Raw genomic sequence first — 23360 nt, forward strand, 5'->3', positions numbered from 1 at the left:
GGAACCGGTCCGGCCCGGTCAGCGGAGCAGCGCCACCGCCATCCGCACCCGCTGGCCGACCGTCAGCATGACCATCGCCGCGAAGACCCACATCACGGTCGCCGCGCTGCCCGGCAGCAGGCAGAGGACGACGTAGGCGAGGATCGTCTCGGTCCCCTCGGTCAGCCCCGCGGTGAACCGGAGCGACCGCTCGTCGCCGAGGTCGAGGCCGCGCTTCTCGATCAGCGAGGCGAAGCTCAGCAGCGCCACGTTGTTCAGCAGATAGGCCGCGAGCAGCACCGTCGCCGCCACACGCGCGTCCGGCTCGGCGATGCCCACGGCGACCACGAAGCCGCCGTAGACCACGAAGTCCGCGAGGAAGTCGAGCATGCCGCCCAGGTCGGAGGGCGTCCCCTGCCGGGCGATCGCGCCGTCAAGCCCGTCGAGCGCCCGGTTCAGCAGCCACAGCACGAGCGCCGCCCACCACAGCTCGAGCGCCGCCGCCACGCAGGCGCCGACCCCGACGAGCAACCCCGTCACGGTGACCAGGCCCGGCCCGACGCCGGCCGCGGCCGCCCGCGCGGCCACGCGGTCCAGCGGCCCGCTCACCATCCGCCGCGTCCTGGCGTCGAGCATCCGGCGCGTCAGGCCTGGCCGGGAGGGCGCACGCGCGGCATCGTACCCCGGGCGACCGGGCCCTGGCCCGGGCCGCAACCTTCGCGGGCCCGGCGGGGTTGCGTCTTCGATGCCCGTCCCCCGCCTGCTGCGCCCGTTGTCCGCCGCCGTCGTCGTCCTCGCCACGGGCGCCGTCGGCACCCAGAGCGCGTCGGCGGCCTGCCCGGGCGCGCTGCCCGCCGGCACCTGCGCCTACACGGCCTCGAGCCAGATCGGCGAGCGGACCGGAGGCGTGCTGCGCTTCCCGCAGGCGGTCAGCGTCGCCGCCGACGGCGCGGTCTACGTCGCCGACCAGAAGACGCACGCCATCACCGTCTTCAACCCGGACGGCAGCTTCCGCCGCGACTACGGCTTCGCAGGCTCGAAGCCCGGGCAGCTGACGTCGGTCGGCGGCGTCGCGGTCGCGGGCGACGGCAGCGTGTTCGTGACGACCGGCGCCAATCGCGTGGATCGCTTCGCGCCCGACGGCAGCCTGATGCTCTCCTGGGGCAAGACCGGGCAGGAGGTCGGGCAGTTCGTCTTCGGGTCCGGCGGCGGCAACGACTCGCCGGCCGGCGGCGGGGTCGCCGTGACCGGGGACACGGTCTACGTCGCCGACTCCCGCAACGACCGGATCCAGCGCTTCGCCCTCGACGGGTCCGGCGGCAGCGTCATGGTCCCCCCGGGCATCCTGCAGACGCCCATGGGCGTCGCGGTGCGCAAGACACGGGTCTTCGTCGCCGACGACGAGAACCACCGCATCGCCGTCTTCGACACCGGCGGGCGGTCGCTCGGGTTCATCGGTGAGGGCGAGGGCTCCACCGGCGGCCAGCTGAAGAACCCGTACGACGTCGCCCTCGACGCGCAGGGCCGGGTCTTCGTCGCGGACGACCTGAACCACCGCATCGTCCGCTACGGCCCGCTGCCCGACTACAGCTACAAGGCCCGCTGGGGCGCGTACGGCACGGCGCCCGGGCGGCAGGCGTTCCCGCGCGGCATCGCGACGGACGCCGCAGGACTGATCTACGTCACGAACACGGGCAACGACCGCATCGACGTCTACGACAACAGCGGGCGGCTGCTGCGGTCGATGGGCCGCTCGGGCCGGGCCAGCGGCCAGTGGGACACGCCGACAGGCGTCGCGGTCGACCCGAGCGGCGTGCGCGCGGTCGCCGACAGCGTCAACGGGCGCGTCCAGTTCCTCGGTCCCGACGGCGCGATCGTGTCGATCATCGGATCCCCCAACCCGGGGCCGACGATCCTCGGCGACCCCGTCGCGACGGCGTTCGACGGCAACGGCAACGCCTACGTCCTGGACCAGCGCGGCGGCAAGATCGTCGTCTTCTCCCGCCAGAACGGGCGACCGTTCCGGACGATCGGGTCGGAGGGAACCGGCAAGGGCAAGCTGCTGAACCCGTCCGCGATCGCGATCTCCCCCGGCGGGACGATCTACGTCGCCGACACCGGCAACCAGCGCATCTCGCGCTTCACGAGCACGGGCACCGCCCTCAGCGACTTCCCGTCCGCGACGCAGGGCAAGAGCCCGCGCGGCCTGGCGATCACGCCCGACGGATCGCGGATCTACGTGGCGACGGCGTCGGACAACCGCATCCGCGCCTACGACCAGCAGGGTCGCCTCCAGGTCGAGTTCGGCGGGATCGGCAACAAGATCGGCAAGCTCGTCTCCCCCGCGCAGATCTCGCTCGACCCGGCCGGCAACGTCTGGGTGGCCGATCGCGGCAACAGCCGCGTGCAGAAGTTCGGCCGCGACGGCGAGCGCCTCGCGGCCTTCGGCGCCCGCGGCACCGGGCCCGGCGAGTTCCTGCGGCCCGAGAGCGTCGCGGTCGACTGCCGCGGCACGGTCACCGTCAGCGACACCGACAACAACCGGGTGCAGCAGTTCACGCTCGCCGAGCCGCCGTCGGGGACGTGCGACACCGCGCTGCCGCCGTTCGCGGTGCCGCCGACGCCGAAGTACCCCGTCCTCCCGGCGCCGGACGGCCCGGTCATGAAGATCAAGGTGCTGCGGCGGTCGAGCCTGCTCGGCACCCGCAACCTGCCGCTGCGCGTGCGCTGCGACACCGCCTGCACGGTCACGGCGAGCGCGACCGTCACCCCCCACGCGGCCCCGATCCGGCCGAAGAAGCCGAAGAAGGGCAAGCGGCCGCCGACCCCCAAGCGCGTCTTCGTCACGCTGAAGTCCGCGCCGAAGACGATCACCGCGGCGGGGACGGCGCAGCTGCGGCTGGCACTCGGCGCGGCCGATGCCGCCAAGCTGCGCAAGGCGCTCGGCCCGTATCGCGCGATCGACGCCGAGGTGCAGCTGACGGCCTCGGGGGACGCGGGCGACCCGACCTCCCAGGTGCTGAAGCTCAGGCTGACGCGGTAATCGCTACCGCGACAGGCCGTCGATCCGGAAGCCGTCCGGCGTCCGGACGAAGGCCACCTGCCGGCCGATCGGCTTGCCGTCCGGGCCGTTCGTGTTCGTCCCGTCGACGACCACGCGGTCCGGCAGGTCGAGGCCCAGGCGCGGGTAGACCCCGCCCAGACCCGCGACGTCGAAGCCGAAGCTGCGCGCGTACTGCTCGCACGTGGTGCCCGGGACGACGCCCATGACCGCGCGGCGGCCGTTCTCCGTCAGCAGGTCGCACGCCGCCTCGCCGTCACGGTCCCCCGCTGCCGTGACGAAGTCGCGCAGGACGTTGCGCACCTGGTCGGGATCGCGCTCGGTGGACTGGCTGGCGAAGGCGATGACGGCGACCACCGCCGCGAGGCCGAGGCAGGCCGCGGCGGCCTTCCACCAGAAGCGGTCGATGAGGGTGCAGGCACGGTCGATCATGCCCCTCGCAGGCTACCCGCGGGTCGCCCGGATCGCCGCACCGCCCCCGCCGCCAGCGGCGCGACGCGCCGGCGGACTACGATCCGCCGATCGTGAGCGACGTCGCTGACCGCATCGATCGGGGCCACCCGGCCGGGTACTTCGTCCTCGGCGACGCGCTGCGCGGCATCGCGTGCGCGGTCGTCGTGATCTACCACGCGACCCTCCTGCCGGCAGTGCGGTTCGACTCGAACCAGTTCGTGCACGACTTCGCGTTCGTCGTGCTGCGGCTGGGCTCGCCGACGGTCTACGTGTTCTTCGCCCTGTCCGGCTACCTGGTCGGCGGACCGTGGGTGCGCTCGTGGCTCGGCGACCGACCACCGCCGAAGGTCCCCAAGTACCTGGTCCGCCGCGCCCGCCGGATCCTGCCGGCGTTCTGGCTGATCCTCGCCTTCCGCCTGCTGGACAAGGGCGCCGGCGAGTACGGGCTCAGCGACGCGCAGGCGCTCGGCAGCTTCCTCGGCATCCAGACGTTCTACGGGGCCGACCACCAGGCGCTCATGTCGCAGGGCTGGACGGTCAACGTCGAGCTGTTCTTCTACCTCGTCGTCCCCGTGCTGTTCCTGACCGCCGCGCAGCTGCCCGGCCTGGCCACGGCCGAGCGGGAGACGCGGCGCCGCGCGCTGATCGGCTTCCTCGCCGCATGGTCGGTCGCGGGCATCGCGCTACGCACCCAGACCGAGCCGGACGGGCCGGTCGGCCACAGCGTCCTCGCGCTCGGCTGGGCGTTCGCGCCGGGCATGGTCGCCGCGGCCTACGAGACCGAGCTGAAGGCGCTCCTGCCCACGCGGCAGGCGCTCGGCCGAGCGTGCGGCCTCGGCCTGATCGCCGCCGCCCTCGCCGCCGAGGCCCTGGTCGTCGCCTTCCAGATCGACGACGGCAAGCTGAGCTCCGAGCTCGCGCACCTCATGTGCGGCGCCGGGTTCGTCGGCGGCGCGCTCATCTACGAGTGGTCCGGGGTGCGGATCCCACGGGCGCTGGACAACCCCGTCGTCCACGCGATGGGCCGCTGGTCCTACGGCGTCTACCTGCTGCACCTGACCGTCGGCCAGAAGCTGCTGCAGTACGGGCCGGACGACCTGGGCCCGCTGAAGCTGCTCGCGTACCTGAACATCGGGATGCTGTTCGGCACGGCGCTGATCGCCGCGGCGATGTGGCGCTACTGGGAGGAGCCGTGGCTGGACGGCTTCCTGCCCTGGCGACGGCCCGCGCCGAAGGACGAGGCCCAGCCCGCCGTCGTCACCCGATGACGGCGCCGGGGCCGCTGCTGTCCGTCTGCGTCCCCTCCCACGAGCGGCCGCTGCGCCTGCGCTGGCTACTGAACGCGCTCGCGGACCAGACCCTCGCCCGCGACCAGTGGGAGCTCGTGGTCTGCGACGACTCGCGTTCGCCCGCGGTTGCCGCGTTGCTCGACGAGCACCCGCTGCTGCGCGACGGGACCCTGCGCGTGCAGCGGCTGCCGCCCGGGAGCGGCGGCTCGGCCGCACGCCAGCGCAACGTCGCCTGGCGGGCCGCCCGTGGGCCCGTCGTCCTCTTCACGGACGACGACTGCCGCCCGCCCCGCGGCTGGCTCGCCGCCGCGCTCGCCGCCGCCGACCGTCACCCCGGCGCGATCGTCCAGGGCGCGACCCGGCCCGATCCGGACGAGGTGCACCTGATGGCCGCGCCGCACGCCCGGACGCAGAACATCGACCCGCCGGTGCCGTGGGCGCAGACCTGCAACGTCCTCTACCCGCGCGCGGTCCTGGAGGCCGCCGGGGGCTTCGAGGAGCACATGGACGCCGGCGAGGACACCGAGCTCGCGCTGCGCGCACGAGCGGGCGGCGTCCCCTACGTCGGCGACGCGGACGTCCTGACGCACCACGCGGTCGAGGCGGGGTCGCTGCGCGGCAAGCTGCGGACGATCCCGCGCTGGCGCGGCCTCGCGCTCGTGGTCCGGCGCCACCCGGAGGTCCGCGAGCACCTGAAGCTCGGCGTCTTCTGGCGCGCGTCGCACCCGCTGCTGCCGGTCGCGGCGCTCGGGCTGGCCGGTGCGCGCCGGACCCGCGGGCTGAGCCTGCTCGCGGCGCTCCCCTACGTCGCGGCGGCACGCGGCTCGTACGGCAGCAGCGTCCGTGGCCAGGTCCGCGGGCTGGCCGAGGTCCCGGGCCGCGCGGCGGTCGACGCGGCCGAGATCGTCGCGCTCGCCCGCGGCAGCGTGCAGCAGCGCACGCTCATCCTCTGACGCGTCGGACCACGCAGGACCGCCGGTCGGTTGCCATCAAAGGTCGGGCAGGGATACCTTCACAGTCCATGACCCTCGAGGAGCTCCAGGCTGCGGTCGACGAAGGCACGGTGGACACCGTCCTGCTCGGCATGACCGACATGCAGGGGCGGCTGATGGGCAAGCGCCTGCACGCGCACCACTTCCTGTCCGAGGTCGCCGCGCACGGGGCCGAGGCGTGCTCCTACCTGCTCGCCGTCGACGTCGAGATGAACACGGTCGACGGCTACCCGCTCGCCTCGTGGGAGAGCGGCTACGGCGACTTCGTCCTGACCCCGGACATGTCGACGCTCGCCGACGTCCCCTGGCAGGAGGGGACGGCGATGGTCCTGGCCGACGTCTCCTGGCCGGGCGGCGAGCCGGTAGGCCCCTCCCCGCGGCAGATCCTGCGCAGGCAACTCGAACGCCTGGCCGAGCGCGGCTGGGGCGCCCTCGCAGCCACCGAGCTCGAGTTCCTGATCTACGAGGACAGCTACGAGCAGGCCTTCGACGGCGGGTATCGCGACCTCACGCCGGCCAACCGCTACAACGTCGACTACTCGTTGCTCGGGACGGCGCGCGTGGAGCCGCTGCTGCGCCGGATCCGCAACTGCATGCACGGCGCCGGGATCACGGTGGAGGACTCCAAGGGCGAGTGCAACTTCGGCCAGCACGAGATCAACTTCCGGTACGCCGACGCGCTCACGACCGCCGACCAGCACGTCGTCTACAAGAACGGCGCGAAGGAGATCGCCGCGCAGGCCGGCCAGTCGATCACCTTCATGGCGAAGGTCGACCAGCGCGAGGGCAGCTCCTGCCACGTGCACCTGTCGCTGCGCGAGCTGGACGGCGACGCGCCCGTCTTCGCCGACCAGCCGGACGTCTTCGACGCCTTCCTCGCGGGCCAGCTGGCGTGCGTCCGCGAGCTCACCCTGCTGCTCGCCCCGAACATCAACTCCTACAAGCGCTACGCGGACGGGTCGTTCGCGCCGACCGCGGTCGCCTGGGGGGACGACAACCGCACCTGCGCGATGCGCGTCGTCGGCCACGGGCCGTCCCGCCGGATCGAGTGCCGCGCGCCGGGCGCCGACGTCAACCCCTACCTCGCGCTCGCCGCGCTGATCGCCGCGGGACTGCACGGCCTCGAGGAGCAGCTCCCGCTCCCGCCGCGGTGCGAGGGCAACGCGTACACCGCGGAGGGGACCGAGCGGCTGCCGTCGACCCTCCGCGAGGCCCGCGGGCTGTTCGCGGAGTCGGCGCTCGCCCGGGCCGCGTTCGGGGACGAGGTCGTCGACCACTACGTGAACATGGCCGACGTCGAGCTCGCCGCCTTCGACGCCCACGTCACCGACTGGGAGCGCGTCCGCGGCTTCGAGCGCCTGTGACGACCGTCGAGCCCACACCGAGCGCCCTGGGCGACACCCAGCTCCCCGCCGAGGGTCCGCTGTCGCTCGAGTCGATCTTCGCGCCCGTCCGGTCCCAGACCGCCTTCGAGGAGACGGTCGACCGCCTCGGCACCGCCATCAAGCTCGGTCTGCTGCCCGCCGGGGAGCGCCTCCCGGCCGAGCGCGAGCTCTGCCAGCGCCTCGGGATCGCCCGCTCCACGCTGCGCCAGGCCCTGACCGCCCTGGGGCAGTCCGGCTACCTGCACGCCGTGCGGGGCCGCGGAGGCGGCACGTTCGTGGTCGAGGCGCCGCCGCGCTCGGACCGGCCGGACGACGTCACGCTCGCCACCTGGCACGAGATCTGCGACGAGCGGCTGGCGATCGAGGTCGGCGTCGCGGTGCTGGCCGCCGCCCGGGCGACCCCCGACCAGCTGATGGCGCTGGACGCGCTCGTCATCGGCCTCGACGACTGCGTCGACGACTACCCCGCGTACCGGCACGCCGACGTCCGCTTCCACGTCGGGCTCGCCGAGGCGACCGGCAGCAGCCGCCTCGTGGCCGCGATGACGCAGTGCCAGGGCGCGATGAGCGACCTCATCCACCACATCGCGCACCCACCGGAGGTCCTCGCGCACGCCAACGCCCAGCACGCCCGCCTGCTGGCGGCGATCCGCGCGCAGGACGTCGGGCAGGCCGTGCAGACGATGACCGAGCACCTGCAGGGCACCGAGCACATCCTCGCGGGCCTGCTCCCACGCTGACCGGCACGCTTTGGACAACCGGTCGGTTGACGGCCGTCCGTCCCCCGGCGTACAGTCGCGCCCAAGAGGACGGACGACCACACCTTTATGGGTGCTGATCGGCACTTGCCACCACGACCGACGGGAGTTCGCATGTCCACGCTGGACAAGGGCGCGCAGCAGAGCGCCGACGAGAAGCGCCTGGCCGAGCTCGGTTACTCGCAGGAGCTCGAACGCTCCTGGACGGGCTTTCAGAACTTCGCGATCTCGTTCACGATCATCTCGATCCTGGCGGGCTGCTTCACGACCTACGGGCAGGCGTGGAACAACGGCGGCCCGGTCGCCATCTCCTGGGGCTGGCCGCTGATCTCGATCCCGATCCTGGTCATCGGCTTCTGCATGTCGGAGCTCGTGTCCGCCTACCCGACAGCCGGCGGCATCTACTGGTGGGCGGCCAAGCTCGGCGGCCCGGTCTGGGGCTGGTTCACCGGCTGGTTCAACCTCATCGGCCTGATCGCGGTGACGGCGTCGGTCGACTACGGCGCGGCGAACTTCATGAACGCGCTCTTCGGCCTCTTCGGCTTCAACCTCTTCAACGGCGAGGAGACGGGGACGCCCTACCTCCACGGCGTCTTCTTCCTGTTCCTCATCGTCCTGGCCATCCACGCGACGATCAACATCCTCGGCAGCCACCTGGTCGCCCGTGTGAACTCGATCTCGGTCTGGTGGCACGTCGGTGGCGTCGCGGTGATCCTGCTCGTGCTCATCTTCGTCCCCGAGAACCACGCGAGCGTCGACTTCGTCTTCACCGACCGGATCAACAACTCCGGGTTCGGCGGGAACATGTACTGGTTCTACGTCCTGCCGCTCGGCTTCCTGCTGACGCAGTACACGATCACCGGCTTCGACTCGTGCGCCCACGTCTCGGAGGAGACGCAGGGCGCCTCCGACGCCGCAGCGAAGGGCGTCTGGCGCTCGATCTTCTACTCCGCGGTCATCGGCTACTTCCTCCTGCTGGCGATCACGTTCACGATCACCGACGTCGATGCGGTGAACGCGGGCTTCGGCTCCTCGATCGAGGTCCTGAAGGCGGCGATGAGCGAGAGCTGGGTCAAGCTCATCCTGTTCATCTCCGTCGTCGGCCAGATGTTCTGCGGCGCAGCCTGCCTCACCAGCGCGTCACGCATGTGCTACGCCTTCAGCCGCGACGGCGCCATCCCCGGCTCGAAGATCTGGAGCAAGGTCAACTCGCGGCGGATCCCGGTCAACGCGGTGCTCTTCATGGCCGGCTGCGCCGCGCTGCTCACCGTCCCGGCGTACTTCCCCAACAGCGACGGCGTCACGGTCGCGTTCTTCGCCGTCGTCTCCATCGCGGTGATCGGGCTCTACATCGCGTACGTCATCCCGATCTACCTCCGCTGGCGGATGGGCGACACGTTCGAGCCCGGCCCGTGGAACAACGGCGCGAAGTACAAGTGGATGAACCCCTTCGCCTGCGTGTGGGTCGCGATCATCACGGTCATCTTCATCCTGCCGACGACGCCCGCGGGCACGCCCGGCCGGGACGAGTTCAGCTGGTCCGCGGTCAACTACGCGCCGCTGGTCACCGGCGGCGTCATCCTCGCCGTCGGCCTCTGGTGGGTCCTCGGCGCGAAGAACACGTTCACCGGGCCGAAGAAGACGGTCAAGGAGATCGACGCCGAGATCGACGTCCTATGACCCGGACGGCGTCCCCCGTCCCCCCGAGCAACTAGTCAGCCAGGTCCCCACATGTCAGAGACGTTGACGGTCATCGAGCCGGCCACCGAGGCCGTGCTCGCGGAGATCCCCCGGGCGGGGGCGGCGGAGGCGGACGCCGCGGTCGCCCGGGCGAAGGCGGCGTTCCCGGCGTGGCGGGCGGTCGCGCCGGCCGACCGCGCGCGGCTGCTGGCCCGCGTCGCGTCGCTCGTCCAGGACAACCTCGAGCCGCTGGCGGTGCTGGAGGCGCGCAACGCCGGCAAGCCGATCGGGGACGCCCGCGGGGAGATCGGCATGGTCGTCGACACGTTCGCCTACTACGCGGCCGCGCCCGAGCGGCTGCTGGGCGACACGATCCCGGTCGCCGGCGGGCTGGGCTTCACGGTGCGCGAGCCGCTCGGCGTCGTCGCGCTCATCACGCCGTGGAACTTCCCGCTGTGCATCGCCGCGTGGAAGATGGCGCCGGCGCTGGCGGCGGGGAACACCGTCGTCCTGAAGCCCGCCGAGCTGACGCCGCTGACCGCGCTGCGCTTCGAGGAGCTGGCGCTGGAGGCCGGGCTGCCGCCGGGCGTGGTCAACGTCGTCGCCGGGCCTGGGTCGACCGCGGGCGCGCGGCTGGTCGAGCACCCGGACGTCGCGAAGGTGGCGTTCACGGGGTCGACGGCGGTCGGCCGGTCGATCGCCGCCTCCGCGGCGCAGACCATCAAGCGCGTGACGCTGGAGCTCGGGGGCAAGTCGGCCAACATCGTCTTCGCGGACGCCGAGATCGAGCGCGCGGCCGCCGCGGCGCCGATGGCGGTCTTCGGCAACGCCGGGCAGGACTGCTGCGCCCGCTCGCGCGTCCTGGTGCAGTCGTCGGTCTTCGACACGTTCATGGACGCGCTGCACTGGGCGGCGTCGGAGGTCGTCGTCGGCGACCCGCTGGACGAGGCGACCACCATGGGCCCGCTGATCAGCGCGGCCCACCGCGATGCGGTCGCGTCGTTCGTGGACGCGGACTCACCGGTCTCGATGCACGGGGAGATCCCGGACGGCCCGGGCTTCTGGTACCCGCCGACCGTGCTCTCGCCCGTGGACCCGGCGTCCCGCGCGGCCACCGAGGAGATCTTCGGACCCGTCGTCTGCGTCATCCCGTTCCGCGACGAGGAGGAGGCGATCCGGCTCGCGAACGACACGATCTACGGCCTGTCGGGGTCGATCTGGACGCGGGACGGCGGCAAGGCGCTGCGGGTGGCGCGCGCGATGGACACCGGCGTCCTGTCGATCAACTCGAACAGCTCGGTGCGGGTGAGCACGCCGTTCGGCGGCTTCAAGCAGTCGGGGATCGGGCGTGAGCTCGGCCCGCACGCGACGGACGCCTACACCGAGAGCAAGACGATCTACTACGCCACCGAGGAGCACTGACATCGCCATGGCCGGACGACTTGAGGGAAAGGTCTGCGTCATCACCGGCGCGGCGGGCGGCATCGGGGCGGCCACGGCCGCGGTCTTCGCCGCCGAGGGCGCGACGGTCGTCGGGGTCGACCTGCACGACGGCTCCCCCGGCGACCTCGCGCTGGCGGTCGACGTCACCGAGGAGCACGCCGTGACGACCATGTTCGCGACGGTCCGCGAGCACTTCGGGCAGATCGACGTCCTCTTCAACAACGCCGGGATCAGCCCCGACGACGACGTCTCGGTCCTCGACACGTCACTCGAGGCGTGGCAGCGCGTGCAGGACGTGAACCTGAAGTCGGTCTTCCTCTGCTGCAAGCACGGGATCCCGCACCTGCTGGAGAACCCCGGCGGCGGATCGGTCATCAACACCGCGTCGTTCGTTGCGGTGATGGGCGCGGCGACCTCGCAGATCTCCTACACGGCATCCAAGGGCGGCGTCCTGGCGCTCTCGCGCGAGCTGGGCGTCGAGTTCGGGCGGCGCGGCGTGCGCGTCAACGCGCTGTGCCCCGGCCCGGTCGACACTCCGCTGCTGCAGGAGCTGTTCGCGAAGGACCCGGACAAGGCGGCGCGCCGGATGGTGCACCTGCCCATGGGCCGCTTCGCGCGGTCGGAGGAGATCGCGAAGTCGGTGCTGTTCCTGGCGTCGGACGATTCGTCGTACGTGACGGCGTCGACGTTCCTGGTCGACGGCGGCCTGTCGGGGGCCTACACGACGCCGGAGTGACCCGTTGCGGGCCTGCCCCGGGGAAAGCTGAACCCGGGTTCCGCCGCACGACGAGCCGCAGATCTCCGGATGACGCCGGCGTCATCTTCCCCGATTTAGCTGACCGAGGGTTCTGCGTTTTCCAGGGCCGCGGAACCCTGGTTCAGCTTCCCTCAGCGGCCGACCAGGGTGACGCCCGGCGCGGCCTCGCCGGCCCGTGCCAGCTCGATCGCCGCCCGGGCCTCGGGGCCGATCCCGATCACCGTCGAGTACCCGTGGGCGACCAGCGCCAGCACGGCGCCCTGCGCCTCGAGCGGACCGGTCACCCGGCGGACCTCGGCGGCCGGCGGGACGACGGCACGGGCGTCCGAGACGACCACGGCGGTGCGGACGGGGGTCGACGGGACGGGCGCCGACCCCGGTCCGGCAGCGGCGGCCACCGCCACGATCGCGGTGAAGGCGGCGGCGGTCGAGGCGGCTGCGTGAGACTTGGTAATCCACTTCATACGTATGAATCATACGTATGAAGTCAAGGGCGTGCGTGCCGCCCAAAGGCGGCGGGCCGCTGCGGGACGGCTTGCGCGGCTGGCGCCGGGGACCCCTGCCGTGGTGTGATCAGCCGCATCGGCTCCTCCCGCGTGACCTCCATCGACGTCGCCCAGCGCGCGGGCGTGTCGCAGTCGACCGTCTCACTCGTGCTGTCCGGCAAGGGCGAGGGACGCGTCGCCGCCGCCACCGCGGACGCCGTGCGGACCGCTGCCACCGAGCTCGGCTACCACCCGAACGCGGCCGCGCGCACGCTCAAGTCCGGGCTGTCGCACACCGTCGGCCTCGTCGTCCCGGACATCACGAACCCGGTCTTCGGGCTCGTCCTGCGCGGCGCGCAGCAGGCCGCGACCGCGGCCGGCTACACCGTGATCCTCGTCGACGTCGCCCGCGGGGACGGCGAGGAGTCGGTCCGCGCGCTGCGGGCGGCGTTCGTCGACGGCCTGCTCGTCTTCGCGATCGCCCCGCCCGCCGCGGCGCTCGGTCCCGGGGGTCCGCCGGTCGTCCTCATGGACATGCCCGCGACCGACCTCCCGTCCGTCACCCTCGACCTCAAGGGCGGCGTCCACGCGGCGATGGAGCACCTGCTGGGCCTCGGGCACCGCCGCATCGCCCACCTGCGCGCCGACGTCCCGACGCCGACGTTCGTCGCCCGCGCCAACGCCTGGGCGCGCGCGCTGCTGGACGCCGGGATCGACCCGGCGGACGACCTGATCGTCGGCAGCCTCTTCTCCCATACCGCCGCCCGCGTCGCCGGGCGGGACCTGCTGCAGCGCAGCCCCCGTCCCACCGCGGTGTTGTGCGACGACGACGTCCTCGCGGCCGGCCTGCTCCTCGCCGCCCGGGACCTCGGACTCACCGTCCCGGGCGACGTGTCGGTGGTCGGGTTCGACGACATGCCGCTGGCGGAGATGGTCACCCCGCCGCTGACGACCGTCGCGTTCGACGTGCCGCTGTTCGGGACGCGCGCGTTCGAGGTCCTGCTCGCCCACATCCGGGGGGACGCGGACGCGCCGCGCAGCACGTGGCTCGCGACCCGGCTCGTGATCCGCGAGTCGACCGCCCCACCCCCCACTTCCTGACCGCTCGATGTGCCACCGGGCGCCGATGTGGCGCCTGGTGGCACATCGACCGCCTTGTGCGTCGTCGGTCAGCGAGTCAGCGGCTCAGCGGCTCAGCGGCTCAGCGGCTCAGCGGCGTGTCGTCGCTGCGACCGCGCCGATCACCTCGCGCCACCACGCGCCCTCGGCGTGCGTCTCGGCCCGCTGCAGCCGCCGCTGCGCGTTCAGCGTGACCGCCTGCGGCCGACCGACGATGACGACCGGACCGGTCACCGCGTAGCGTCCGTCCTCGAGCTCCACCAGCGCTCCCGCCACGCCGTCGCGCCGCGTCCGCAGCCGCGTGATCACGGCCAGGCCGTTGATGGCCTGCGGGCGGCTCGGGTCGCCGTCGTCCTCCTGCCAGGGGCGAATCGACGAGACGGACGGCATCGACCGCCAGGCGCGAGCCGGCCGCGGCTGCGGACCGAGCGGACCGCTGCGCCACAGGTCCAGCAGCTCGGAGAACTCGATGGCGACCTCCTGGCGCACGAGCACGTGCAGCCGGTCGCCCTTCGCGATCTCGGTCGACCCACGCGGCGGGATCGCCTGCTCGCCACGGACGATCACGTTCAGCAGCGCCTCGCGCGGCAGCTGCAGGTCGCGCACGCGCACACCGACCGCCGCATCGTCGGGCAGCACCTCGTACTCGACGACCTCCGCACCCAGCCGCCGGATCGCGCCGGCGTTCGTGAGCGGGGTCGGGACGGCCTTGACGTTCGTCGTCACGCCGAGCTTCTTCGCGAACCACTCGAACGTCATCCCCTGCAGGACCGTCGACACGATCACCGCGAAGAACACGATGTTGAAGAACCGCTCGGAGTTGGGCACCCCGGCCAGCACCGGGAACGTCGCCAGCACCACCGGGACGGCACCCCGCAGACCCGCCCACCCGAGGACGAGCTGCTCGCGGACCTCGAAGCCCTGGAACATCGTCGAGACGAAGACCGACGCCGGGCGGGCGACCACCACCGCGGCGATCGCCAGCACCGTGCCCTCGAGTGCGATGTCCCCGAACTCGCTCGGGAAGACCAGCAGCCCGAGCGTGAAGAACATCGCCAGCTGCGCCACCCACGCGAGGCCCTCGTGGAAGGTGACGATCGTCCGCTTGGCCGGCAGGTCCGACGTGCCGATCGCCAGGCCGGCGAGGTAGACGGCGAGGAAGCCGGAGCCGTGGATGAAGTCGGCCGAGCCGTACGCGAGGGTGCAGATCGCGATCGATGCGACGGGATACAGGCCGGCGGAGCTGAGCCGGATGGACCCGAGGGCACGCACCGCGAGCCAGCCGATCAGCAGGCCGACGACGGCGCCGATGGCCATCTCCTCGCCCATCGCCACGAGCATGTCGACCAGGCCGTAGTCGGGCTGCTCGATCCAGTCGACGAACCCGATCACGAGCAGGATGGCCACGGGGTCGTTGAAGCCGGCCTCGCCCTCGAGGGTCCGTGCCAGGCGCCGGCGCAGCGTGGATCCGCGCAGCAGCGAGAAGATCGCGGCGCCGTCGGTGCAGGAGACGATCGAGCCGAGCAGCATGCCCTCGAGGATCGAGAGGTCGAACAGCCACGCCGCGATCAGGCCACCCCCGATCGCGGTGAGCGCGGTGCCGACGGTCGCCAGCGCGAGCGACGGCTTCAGCACCGGCCGGATCTCATTCCAGCCGGCCGCGAGCCCGCCCTCGAACAGGATCAGGACGAGCGCGATGATGCCGATGCGCTGCGTCAGCTCGTAGTCGGAGAACTTGATCAGCGCCAGCCCGTCGCTGCCGAGCAGCATCCCGAGCCCGAGGAACAGCAGCAGGCCGGGGACGCGGATCCGGGACGCGAGGACGGACGCCGCGATGCCGGCCCCGAGCAGCGTGCCGGTGACGAGGAGCAGCTCGCCGGTGTTCATGCCGGCACCCGCTCGGCGGATGGTGCGCTCGCCGGCTCGACGACCACCAGCGGGGACGTCCCGGGGTAGAGCCCGGCGATCAGCTCGCCGAGGAGCCGGAAGTCGCGGACGTTGTCGGTCGCCACCTCGCGGCCGTGCACCCAGGCACAGGCTGCGATCTGCTCGTCCAGGCGCCAGCCGGTGCGCGTGCGGCCCCGGGGCTGTCCGGCGGCGGCCGGCGCGGCGGGATGCAGCGCGCGCAGCCGGCCGGCGACGATCGCCGCCTCGCGGTCGAGCGACAGCACCTCGACGAGCTCGCCGCAGACGAGCTCGACGAACCAGTCCAGGCAGGCGGCGAGCGCCGGCCGGCGGCCCACGGCGGCCTGCAGTCCCTGGACGACCTCCATGACCGTCGGCTCGGCGATCGCCACCGGCGCGCCCATCTGAGCGCGGTGCACCAGCTCGTCCTCCAGGGCGCTGCCGGGGTGCAGCCGGGCGACGACGGTCGTGTCCCAGACCGGCATCAGCGCGGGTGCCGCCCGCCGAGCATCGCGGTATGCAGCTCGTCCGTGGCGGCGTCCGACCCGACCTCGAGGACCCGACGCCGCCCCGAGCCGGCGACGGCGGCACGGCGCTCCGCGGCCACCGCGGCGATGTGCGCGCGGCGGCTGCGTGCCTCCGCGCCCTCCTCGGCCAGCCGGACGATCGCGTCGTTGGCGGTCGTCCCAAGCTCGTCGGCGAGGCGTTCGGCCGCCTCGACGAGCGCATGCGGGACGGTCAGCGTCGTCCGGTGGCCTTCACGGCGGGGGGCACGGCGACGCTGATCCATTAGCGCATCATACGGCATCAAAAGGCGAATGTAAGTCCCAGCTTAAGCCGAGAAGCGCGCCGTCAAGACACGATGCGCGCCGCGTACCCGCCCTCGGTGACGGCGTGCTCGACGACCGCCGCGTGCGCCCGTCCGCGCGTCTGGAGGACGAGCTGCACCGCCGTCTCGCGGACGTGCAGCCCGACGCCTTCGCGCAGGTGCTCGACGTCGACGATGTTCGCCCCGGTGCCGGCGACGAGGGCGAGCAGCGTGGCGAGCGCGCCGGGGCGGTCGGGGACGCGGGTGAACAGGACCAGGCGTCGCCCCGCCTCGGTCTCGTGACGCCGCGCGACCTCGGCCAGCAGCCCCGGGTCGACGTTGCCGCCGGAGAGGATCACGCACGTCGTCCCCTCCCCGGAGGCGATGGCCTGGCCGCCGATCAGCGCAGCCGCGCCCACCGCCCCGGCGCCCTCCACCACGAGCTTCGCCTTCTCGGCCAGCTGGACGATGGCCTCGGCGATCGCGTCCTCCCCCACGACGACGACCTCGTCCACCCACTCGCGGACGAGCGGCAGCGTCAGCTCACCCGGCCGCTTGACCGCGATGCCGTCGGCGATCGTCAGCGCGCCGTCGACCCCGACGGGGGCACCCGCCGCGAGCGACCCGGGGAACGCCGCGACCGTCGCCGCCTGCACGCCGATGACGCGGACGTGCGGCAGCGCCGACTTCACGGCGATCGCCACGCCGGACGCCAGGCCGCCGCCGCCGATGGGGACGATCACCGTCGCGAGGTCCGGGATGTCGTCCAGCAGCTCGAGGCCGAGCGTGCCCTGCCCCGCGACGACGTGCGGGTCGTCGAACGGGTGCACGAAGACCAGGCCCGCGGCCGCGGCGCGCTCGCGGGCGGCAGCGACGCACTCGTCCACCGAGGCCCCGGCGAGGCGGACGACCGCGCCCAGCTCCGCGGCGCCCTCAGCCTTGGCGATCGGGGCGAGCTCGGGCATGAAGACCTCGCACCGGACACCGCGCTCGCGCGCGGCGAACGCGAGCGCCTGGGCGTGGTTCCCGGCGCTGCCGCAGACCACGCCCGCCCGGCTCGCGTCCCCGACCATCGCCAGCTTGGTCAGCGCGCCGCGGACCTTGAACGACCCCGTGCGCTGCAGGCTCTCGGCCTTCAGCACCACCGCACCGCCCCCGACCGCGCTGAGCGTGGCCGACGGGAGCACCGGGGTGTGACGGACCACGTCGCGGATGGCCGCCCGCGCGGCCGCGATGTCCGCTGCCGTCACCCGCGGGGCCGGCGGCGGCACGTCCGTCGCCTCAGCCGGCCGGCAGGGCGATGACGGCGTCGATCTCGACGTCCGTGCCCAGCGGCAGCGCCGCGACGCCGATCGCCACCCGTGCCGGCGGGTCGGCGGGGAAGTACGCCGCGTAGGCCTCGTTGATCGCCGCGAACTGGCCCATGTCGGTCGTGTAGACGGTCAGGCGCACCGCGTCGCCCAGCTGCGCACCGGCGGCGGCGCAGACGGCGGTGAGGTTGTCGAGGCAGCGGCGCGTGCGGTCCCCGATCGTCCCCTCGATGAGCTTGTTCGTCTCCGGATCCAGCGGCACCTGGCCGGAGCAGAACAGGAACCCGCCGCTCACGATCCCGTGGCTGTAGGGGCCGACCGCGCTGGGCGCGCCGAGGGCAGTGACGGGACGGCGCTGGTCGGACATGGGAGCGAAGGCTATCCGGTCGCCCACGTGGGTACGGTGGCGTGCATGCGCTTCCCGCGTTCCCTGCTCATCGGCGCCTCGGCGGCCGTCCTCGGCGGCCTGGCCGGTGCTCCCGCGGCCGGCGCCGCCCTGCCGTGGAACGAGTGCGCACCGTCCGGGTTCGAGTGCAGCACGCTCTCGGTCCCGGTCGACCGGACCGGCGGCGTCCCGGGGACGATCATCCTCTCCGCCCACCGCGCGCCGGCGCTCGCGGGCGACCGCTCAACGGCCGTCGTGGCGCTCGCGGGCGGCCCCGGCCAGGCGGCCCAGCCGATCGCGAAGGGCTTCCGGGAGCTGCTCGCGCCGCTGCTGAGCACCAGCGACCTGCTCGTGTTCGACCAGCGCGGCACCGGCCTCTCGAACCCGCTGCAGTGCGCCGCGCTGAAGAGCAACGGGGCGATCCGGACCGTGACGCGCAAGTGCGCCGAGCAGATCGGGCCCGCGCGCGCCTTCTTCACGACCGCCCAGTCGGTCGAGGATCTCGAGGCGCTGCGCATCGCCGGCGGCTACGCGAAACTGACGCTGTACGGGGTCTCCTACGGGACGAAGGTGGCGCTCGCCTACGCGGCCAGGTACCCGGCCACCACGCAGGCGCTGATCCTGGACTCGGTCGTGCGGCCCGACGGCCCGGACGCGTTCCGGCGGTCGACGCTGGCGGCGATCCCCCGGGCGCTGGGCACCGACCTCTGCGGCGGCTCGGAGTGCCGGGGCATCACGACCTCCGTGGTCGCGGACGTCAAGAAGCTCGCCGCCAAGCTGGCGGCGAACGATCTGCGCGGCCCCGTCTACAGCGGCAGCGGCCGCCGGTTCACCGCGCGCCTCAGCGTCGAGGGCCTGCTCGGCATCCTGGTCGCCGGCGACCTGGATCCCACCCTGCGCGCCGAGCTCCCCGGCTCGCTGCGCGCCGCGCTGACCGGCGACGTCAAGCCGATCCTGCGACTCAGCGCCAGGTCAGCTGGGCTGCAGAACGTGGCACGGGTCCCAGGCGACGCGCTGTCGCCCGCCCGCGGGTTCCAGCAGGCCGCGGCCGACAACGACCCGCTGTTCTTCACCACCCTCTGCGAGGAGAACACCTCGCTGCCGTGGACCCGCGGCGCACCGGAGCTCACGCGCCTCGCCCAGGCCAACGCGGCCGCGAAGGCACTGCCGGCGTCCACCTTCGCCACCTTCCCGCGCGCGGTCGCGCTGGGCGGTATCCCCTCTCTCTGCGCCGGCTGGCCCGTCGCGTCCGCCGCACCGGCGGCCCCGGGGGCGCTGCCCGACGTCCCCGTCCTGATCCTGGACGGCCAGGGCGACCTGCGCACCCCGGTCGAGGACGCCCAGGCGGTCGCGGCGAGCTTCCCGCGTGCCCAGGTCGTCGCGGTCCCCCACACCGGCCACTCGGTCCTCGGGACCGAGGCCGCCGACTGCGCCAAGAAGGCCCTCGCGGCCTTCGCGGCCGCTGCGCCCGTCGCCGCCTGCCCCGCCGTCGACAACCCGTACTCGCCCACCCCGCGCCCGCCGCTCAAGCTGAGCAAGGTCAGCGGCATCAAGGGCTACACGCCGAAGGTCGGGCAGACCGTCATCGCCGTCAACGGCACCCTCACGGACGCCCGCCGGCAGGTCATCGGCAGCGCGCTCGGCAACGGGCGCGTCCCGCAGGCCCTCGGCGGCCTGCGCCACGGCTCGCTCCGCGTCCTCAGCGCCTCGCCGCTGCGGATCCAGCTGCGGGCCTACGAGTACGTCCCGGGCGTGCGCGTGACCGGCACCTACGCGCCGTCGACCGGCGCGCAGCTGACGATCAGCGGGACGGCTGCGGCCCGGGGCACGCTCCGGTTCACGTTCACGTCCGGCCGCGACACCGTCAGCGGCACCCTGGCCGGCAAGCGCGTCAGCGCATCCAGCGGCCGGTCGCTCCGCATGCGTTCCACGGACGACGCGCTGCCGTCGCTGACCGAGGCGCTCGCCCGCGGGCGCCTCGCGGCGGCGGGTCGCTGATGCGCGGTTAGGCTGGCCGCATGGCCGACGCCAACGCCCTCGCGCAGGAAACGTCCCCCTACCTGCTGCAGCACGCCCACAACCCGGTCGCCTGGATGCCGTGGGGCGCCGCGGCGCTGGAGCGGGCCGCCACCGAGGACAAGCCGCTGCTGGTCTCGATCGGCTACTCGTCGTGCCATTGGTGCCACGTCATGGAGCGCGAGTCCTTCGAGGACGAGGCCGTCGCCGCAGTCATGAACGAGCACTTCGTGTGCGTGAAGGTCGACCGCGAGGAGCGGCCCGACGTCGACGCGATCGCCATGGAGTACGTCCAGGGCGCGACAGGTCACGGCGGCTGGCCGCTGAACGTCTTCCTGACCCCCGACCAGGTGCCGTTCCACGGCGGCACCTACTTCCCGCCGCAGGAGCGCCACGGGCTGCCGTCCTGGCAGCAGGTGCTGCTCGCCGTCGCCGAGGCCTGGCGGACGCAGGCCGACGAGATCCGGGCGACCCGGGGCAAGCTCGCCGAGCGGCTCGGCGGCGGCGCGCGACTGCGTCCCGCGCGGCGCACCTTCGACCCGGCGGCACTCGACCAGGCCGTCGGGTCGCTGAGCGAGCTGCACGATGCCGTCAACGGCGGCTGGGGCACCGCGCCGAAGTTCCCCGCCGCGTCGACGATCGAGTTCCTGCTCCGCCGCGGCGACACCAGCACGACCGTCCAGACGATGAAGTGCATGGCCGGCGGCGGGATCAACGACCAGATCGGCGGCGGCTTCGCGCGCTACAGCGTCGACGCCACTTGGACCGTCCCGCACTTCGAGAAGATGCTCTACGACAACGCCCTGCTGGCCCGTGCGTACCTGCACGGCTGGCAGCTGACCGGCGACGAGGACCTGCGCCGTGTCTGCGAGGAGACGCTGGACTGGGCGCTGCGCGAGATGCACGCGGAGGACGGCGGGTTCTTCAGCGCGCTGGACGCCGACAGCGAGGGCGTCGAGGGGAAGTTCTACGTCTGGACCGTCGACGAGCTGCGCGCGGTCCTCGGCGAGGACGCAGATGCGGCCATCCGCTGGCTCGGCGCGACCGAGCAGGGCAACTTCGTCGACCCGCACCACCCGGCCGACCCCGGCGCGCCGGGGTTGAACGTGCTCGAGGACCGCGGCCCGCGCCCGGACGACGAGACGGTCGAGCGGATCCGCGCGACGCTGCTGCGTGTCCGCGGCGAACGCGTCTGGCCCGGCCTGGACGACAAGCGGCTCACCGCGTGGAACGCGCTGATGATCAGCGCGCTGGCCGACGCCGGCGCCGTCCTGCACCGCGCCGACTACGTCGACGCCGCGCGGGACACCGCGCAGTTCCTGCTGGACCGGCTGCGCGACGCGGACGGGCGGCTGCTGCGGACCTACAACCAGGGGGCCGCCAAGCTGCCCGCCTACCTCGAGGACCACGCCTTCCTGCTCGAGGCGCTGATCACGCTCCACGAGGCCACCTTCGAGGCCCGCTGGCTCCACGAGGCCACCGCGCTGGCCGACGTGCTGCTCGCCCGGTTCATCGACAGCGAGAACGGCGGGTTCTTCTCGACCGCGGACGACCACGAGCAGCTGCTCGCCCGCCGCAAGGACCTGGAGGACTCCCCGATCCCGGCCGGCGGGTCCGCGGCGGCGTTCGGCCTGCTGCGCCTCGCCGCCCTGACCGGCGAGCACCGCTACGAGGAGGCGGGGGTGTCGCAGCTGACGCTGCTGCACGAGATCGCCGCGCGGTACCCCAGCGCGTTCGGCCACCTGCTGCAGGCGCTCGACTTCCACCTGCGGCCGACCCGGGAGGTCGCGATCGTCGGCCCCGCGGAGGGCCGGGCGCCGCTCGTCGCGGCGGTCCGGTCGACGCTCCGCGGCGACCTCGTCCTGAGCGGTGGTGACGGGACGGACGCCGCCGGGCTGGCCCTGCTGGAGGGTCGCGTCCCGGTGGACGGCCGGGCTGCCGCCTACGTCTGCGAGAACTTCGCCTGCCAGCGACCGGTGACCGACCCGGACGAGCTGCTCGCGCTGCTCGACGCGTAGCGGCTGCGAGACGACCCCGGCGCAATCTAAGGTCCCCGCAGATGCCGACGGCAACGAGGTTCTCGATTCCCCGCCACACCCGCCGCGCCGCCGTGCTCGCGGGCAGCCTGTCGGCCGCGGTCCTCGTCCCGGCCGCCGGCGCCCACGCCGCGACCGTGACGGTCAGCCAGCCGTGCCAGCTCGTGAGCTTCGGGCTGACCGCGACGCTCGCCGGCTTCACGCCGAACACGACGGTCACGCTGAGCGGGGACGGCGTGTCCGGGTCGACGCTCGTCGACGCCGCCGGCAGCGGCCGGATCCTGTTCAACGCGCCGTCGCTCGGCGCGAGCGGCCCGCTGTCCCGGCAGCTCACCGTCACCGCCCGGGACAGCACCCCGAACCCGCAGCAGGGCTTCGCGCGCTTCCGGGTCGCGACCTTCGCCTTCAGCAGCGGCGGTGGCGTGCAGTCCCCTAAGGCCCGGCGCAGCTGGCGGTTCTCGGGCCTGCAGCCCGGCCGCCCCGTCTTCGGGCACTTCCGGTTCGGCGGCAGGACGCGCGCGAACCACCGCTTCGGCGTGGCCAAGGGCCCGTGCGGCGAGCTCACCGCGACCGCGCCCGGCATCCCGGTCAAGGGCCGGGTCGACACCGGCCGCTGGACGATCCAGATCGACCAGCGGCCGGTCTACGACCGCGCGACCAAGCCCCGCCTGACCGGGAGCACGAGCGTGGTCGTCGTCTACAACCGCTGAGCGGCACCGGCGCCGGCGCCGGCGGCCACGACTGCGGGCGCGGAGCCGGGCTCCATCGGCCGGTGCAGCCGCCGCACCGCGCCCTGGCAGGCCCCGCAGTGCCGCAGGTGCCCGCGGACCGCGGTGAGGTCGGCCGCGGACACGTCTCCGGTGCCCAGCGCCCGGATCGTCGAGGCCCAGCGCGCGCACTCGCGGCCGGACTCGAGCTCCTCCCGGTGGGTCGCGATACGGCGGCGCCCTTCGACGAGCGCGCGGTTGACCTTGGTGTGCGACCAGCCCTCGCCGGTCGCGATCTCCGCGTACGAGCGACCCGCCGCCTTCAGGCAGAGCGCCCGCAGCTCGTCGGCCTTCAGCCGGGTGAGCGCTTCGCGGGTCTGGGCGATGCCCTCGCGCGTGATCGCCTGCTCCTCCGGCGACGGCAGGTGCCGTGCCTCGACCTGGTCGACCGCGAGCTCGATCTGTCCCACCGACCTCGCCCGCTGCTCGCGCAGCGCCAGCGCCTCGTTGCGGACCACCCGGAAGAGCCACCGGTCGGCGGTGGCGGGGTCCAGGCGGCCGGCGTTGCGGATCAGGATCTCGAGGCCGCGCTGACAGGCGTCCGCGGCGTCGTCGTCGCAGCTCGAGTGACGCCGCGCGACCCGCAGGAGGGTGTCCGCGTGGCGCTGCAGGATGCCCATCACGAGCGCCTCCGCCGCCGGCGTCGACCGCCGTCCCGCCTGCGTACCCGCCCCGCTCCCCGCGTCCTCCACCCCGTCCCCCTGATCTCATCCTCGGCTCTCGCCCCGCTGG

21 protein-coding genes are annotated in these 23360 nt (G+C 73.4%); 12 read left to right on the plus strand and 9 right to left on the minus strand.

What is annotated here, in order from left to right; genetic code table 11:
- Nucleotides 1-18 precede the first annotated feature (18 nt).
- On the minus strand, nucleotides 19-615 hold the full coding sequence (locus DSM112329_RS19155; protein WP_354698159.1) for a CDP-alcohol phosphatidyltransferase family protein: 597 nt from the start codon (nucleotides 613-615) through the stop codon (nucleotides 19-21).
- Between the two features lie 109 nt (nucleotides 616-724).
- Here DSM112329_RS19155 and DSM112329_RS19160 point away from each other — a divergent pair, with 109 nt between their 5' ends.
- On the plus strand, nucleotides 725-3022 hold the full coding sequence (locus tag DSM112329_RS19160) for a beta-propeller fold lactonase family protein (RefSeq protein WP_354698160.1): 2298 nt from the start codon (nucleotides 725-727) through the stop codon (nucleotides 3020-3022).
- A 3-nt stretch (nucleotides 3023-3025) separates the two neighbouring features.
- Here DSM112329_RS19160 and DSM112329_RS19165 read toward each other — a convergent pair whose 3' ends face one another.
- Entirely contained in the window at nucleotides 3026-3472 is a 447-nt protein-coding gene (locus DSM112329_RS19165; RefSeq protein ID WP_354698161.1) for a hypothetical protein, read from the minus strand.
- A gap of 92 nt (nucleotides 3473-3564) precedes the next feature.
- Between DSM112329_RS19165 and DSM112329_RS19170 the strand changes: the two genes are divergently transcribed.
- The 7 genes from DSM112329_RS19170 (at nucleotide 3565) to DSM112329_RS19200 (ending at nucleotide 11776) form a co-directional block, all read left to right on the plus strand.
- The gene (locus DSM112329_RS19170; RefSeq protein ID WP_354698162.1) at nucleotides 3565-4761 is read left to right on the plus strand and encodes an acyltransferase; all 1197 of its coding nucleotides are present in this window, start codon (nucleotides 3565-3567) and stop codon (nucleotides 4759-4761) included.
- Nucleotides 4758-5735 (plus strand): glycosyltransferase, encoded by a 978-nt coding sequence (locus tag DSM112329_RS19175; protein ID WP_354698163.1) that lies wholly within the window; start codon nucleotides 4758-4760, stop codon nucleotides 5733-5735. Before DSM112329_RS19170 ends, DSM112329_RS19175 begins: the two co-directional genes overlap by 4 nt.
- 68 nt (nucleotides 5736-5803) lie before the next feature.
- Nucleotides 5804-7138, plus strand: a complete 1335-nt coding sequence (locus tag DSM112329_RS19180; protein WP_354698164.1) for a glutamine synthetase family protein — start codon at nucleotides 5804-5806, stop codon at nucleotides 7136-7138.
- Nucleotides 7135-7899, plus strand: coding sequence for an FCD domain-containing protein (locus DSM112329_RS19185; protein ID WP_354698165.1), 765 nt, complete (start codon nucleotides 7135-7137; stop codon nucleotides 7897-7899). The genes DSM112329_RS19180 and DSM112329_RS19185 overlap by 4 nt, the downstream gene beginning before the upstream one ends.
- A 132-nt stretch (nucleotides 7900-8031) precedes the next feature.
- The gene (locus DSM112329_RS19190) at nucleotides 8032-9597 is read left to right on the plus strand and encodes an amino acid permease (RefSeq protein WP_354698166.1); all 1566 of its coding nucleotides are present in this window, start codon (nucleotides 8032-8034) and stop codon (nucleotides 9595-9597) included.
- 51 nt (nucleotides 9598-9648) lie between these two features.
- Nucleotides 9649-11019 carry an aldehyde dehydrogenase family protein gene (locus tag DSM112329_RS19195; protein ID WP_354698167.1) on the plus strand — a complete coding sequence of 457 codons (1371 nt, stop codon included), beginning with the start codon at nucleotides 9649-9651 and terminating at the stop codon, nucleotides 11017-11019.
- Between the two features lie 7 nt (nucleotides 11020-11026).
- Nucleotides 11027-11776: an SDR family oxidoreductase gene (locus tag DSM112329_RS19200; RefSeq protein WP_354698168.1), complete on the plus strand. Its 750-nt coding sequence runs from the start codon at nucleotides 11027-11029 to the stop codon at nucleotides 11774-11776.
- Nucleotides 11777-11928: 152 nt separating this feature from the next.
- Here the strand turns inward: DSM112329_RS19200 and DSM112329_RS19205 are convergent, their stop codons facing one another.
- The gene (locus DSM112329_RS19205; RefSeq protein WP_354698169.1) at nucleotides 11929-12261 is read right to left on the minus strand and encodes a hypothetical protein; all 333 of its coding nucleotides are present in this window, start codon (nucleotides 12259-12261) and stop codon (nucleotides 11929-11931) included.
- Nucleotides 12262-12393: 132 nt separating this feature from the next.
- On the opposite strand from DSM112329_RS19205, the gene DSM112329_RS19210 reads away from it, so the two are divergent.
- On the plus strand, nucleotides 12394-13383 hold the full coding sequence (locus DSM112329_RS19210) for a LacI family DNA-binding transcriptional regulator (protein ID WP_354698170.1): 990 nt from the start codon (nucleotides 12394-12396) through the stop codon (nucleotides 13381-13383).
- A gap of 108 nt (nucleotides 13384-13491) precedes the next feature.
- Here the strand turns inward: DSM112329_RS19210 and DSM112329_RS19215 are convergent, their stop codons facing one another.
- From DSM112329_RS19215 to DSM112329_RS19235, 5 genes are all read right to left on the minus strand, one after another.
- Nucleotides 13492-15288, minus strand: coding sequence for a potassium/proton antiporter (locus DSM112329_RS19215; protein WP_354698171.1), 1797 nt, complete (start codon nucleotides 15286-15288; stop codon nucleotides 13492-13494).
- Nucleotides 15285-15791: a hypothetical protein gene (locus DSM112329_RS19220; RefSeq protein WP_354698172.1), complete on the minus strand. Its 507-nt coding sequence runs from the start codon at nucleotides 15789-15791 to the stop codon at nucleotides 15285-15287. Before DSM112329_RS19220 ends, DSM112329_RS19215 begins: the two co-directional genes overlap by 4 nt.
- Nucleotides 15791-16096, minus strand: a complete 306-nt coding sequence (locus tag DSM112329_RS19225) for a hypothetical protein (protein WP_354698173.1) — start codon at nucleotides 16094-16096, stop codon at nucleotides 15791-15793. The genes DSM112329_RS19220 and DSM112329_RS19225 overlap by 1 nt, the downstream gene beginning before the upstream one ends.
- A 62-nt stretch (nucleotides 16097-16158) precedes the next feature.
- Nucleotides 16159-17385, minus strand: a complete 1227-nt coding sequence (gene ilvA / locus DSM112329_RS19230) for a threonine ammonia-lyase (RefSeq protein WP_354698174.1) — start codon at nucleotides 17383-17385, stop codon at nucleotides 16159-16161.
- Nucleotides 17386-17395: 10 nt separating this feature from the next.
- Nucleotides 17396-17791 (minus strand): Rid family detoxifying hydrolase, encoded by a 396-nt coding sequence (locus DSM112329_RS19235; RefSeq protein WP_354698175.1) that lies wholly within the window; start codon nucleotides 17789-17791, stop codon nucleotides 17396-17398.
- A 45-nt stretch (nucleotides 17792-17836) separates the two neighbouring features.
- Between DSM112329_RS19235 and DSM112329_RS19240 the strand changes: the two genes are divergently transcribed.
- Genes DSM112329_RS19240 through DSM112329_RS19250 form a run of 3 tightly spaced genes read left to right on the plus strand, consistent with a single transcriptional unit; the run spans nucleotide 17837 to nucleotide 22571 of the window.
- Entirely contained in the window at nucleotides 17837-19807 is a 1971-nt protein-coding gene (locus DSM112329_RS19240) for an alpha/beta hydrolase (RefSeq protein WP_354698176.1), read from the plus strand.
- 20 nt (nucleotides 19808-19827) lie between these two features.
- Nucleotides 19828-21843 (plus strand): thioredoxin domain-containing protein, encoded by a 2016-nt coding sequence (locus DSM112329_RS19245; RefSeq protein WP_354698177.1) that lies wholly within the window; start codon nucleotides 19828-19830, stop codon nucleotides 21841-21843.
- Nucleotides 21844-21884: 41 nt separating this feature from the next.
- Nucleotides 21885-22571, plus strand: coding sequence for a hypothetical protein (locus DSM112329_RS19250; RefSeq protein ID WP_354698178.1), 687 nt, complete (start codon nucleotides 21885-21887; stop codon nucleotides 22569-22571).
- On the opposite strand, the gene DSM112329_RS19255 is transcribed toward DSM112329_RS19250, so the two are convergent.
- Nucleotides 22559-23320: a sigma-70 family RNA polymerase sigma factor gene (locus DSM112329_RS19255; protein ID WP_354698179.1), complete on the minus strand. Its 762-nt coding sequence runs from the start codon at nucleotides 23318-23320 to the stop codon at nucleotides 22559-22561. The two genes, DSM112329_RS19250 and DSM112329_RS19255, sit on opposite strands and share 13 nt — an antisense overlap.
- Nucleotides 23321-23360 lie beyond the last annotated feature (40 nt).

This window comes from Paraconexibacter sp. AEG42_29 (assembly GCF_040581415.1).
Classification (GTDB): domain Bacteria; phylum Actinomycetota; class Thermoleophilia; order Solirubrobacterales; family Solirubrobacteraceae; genus Paraconexibacter.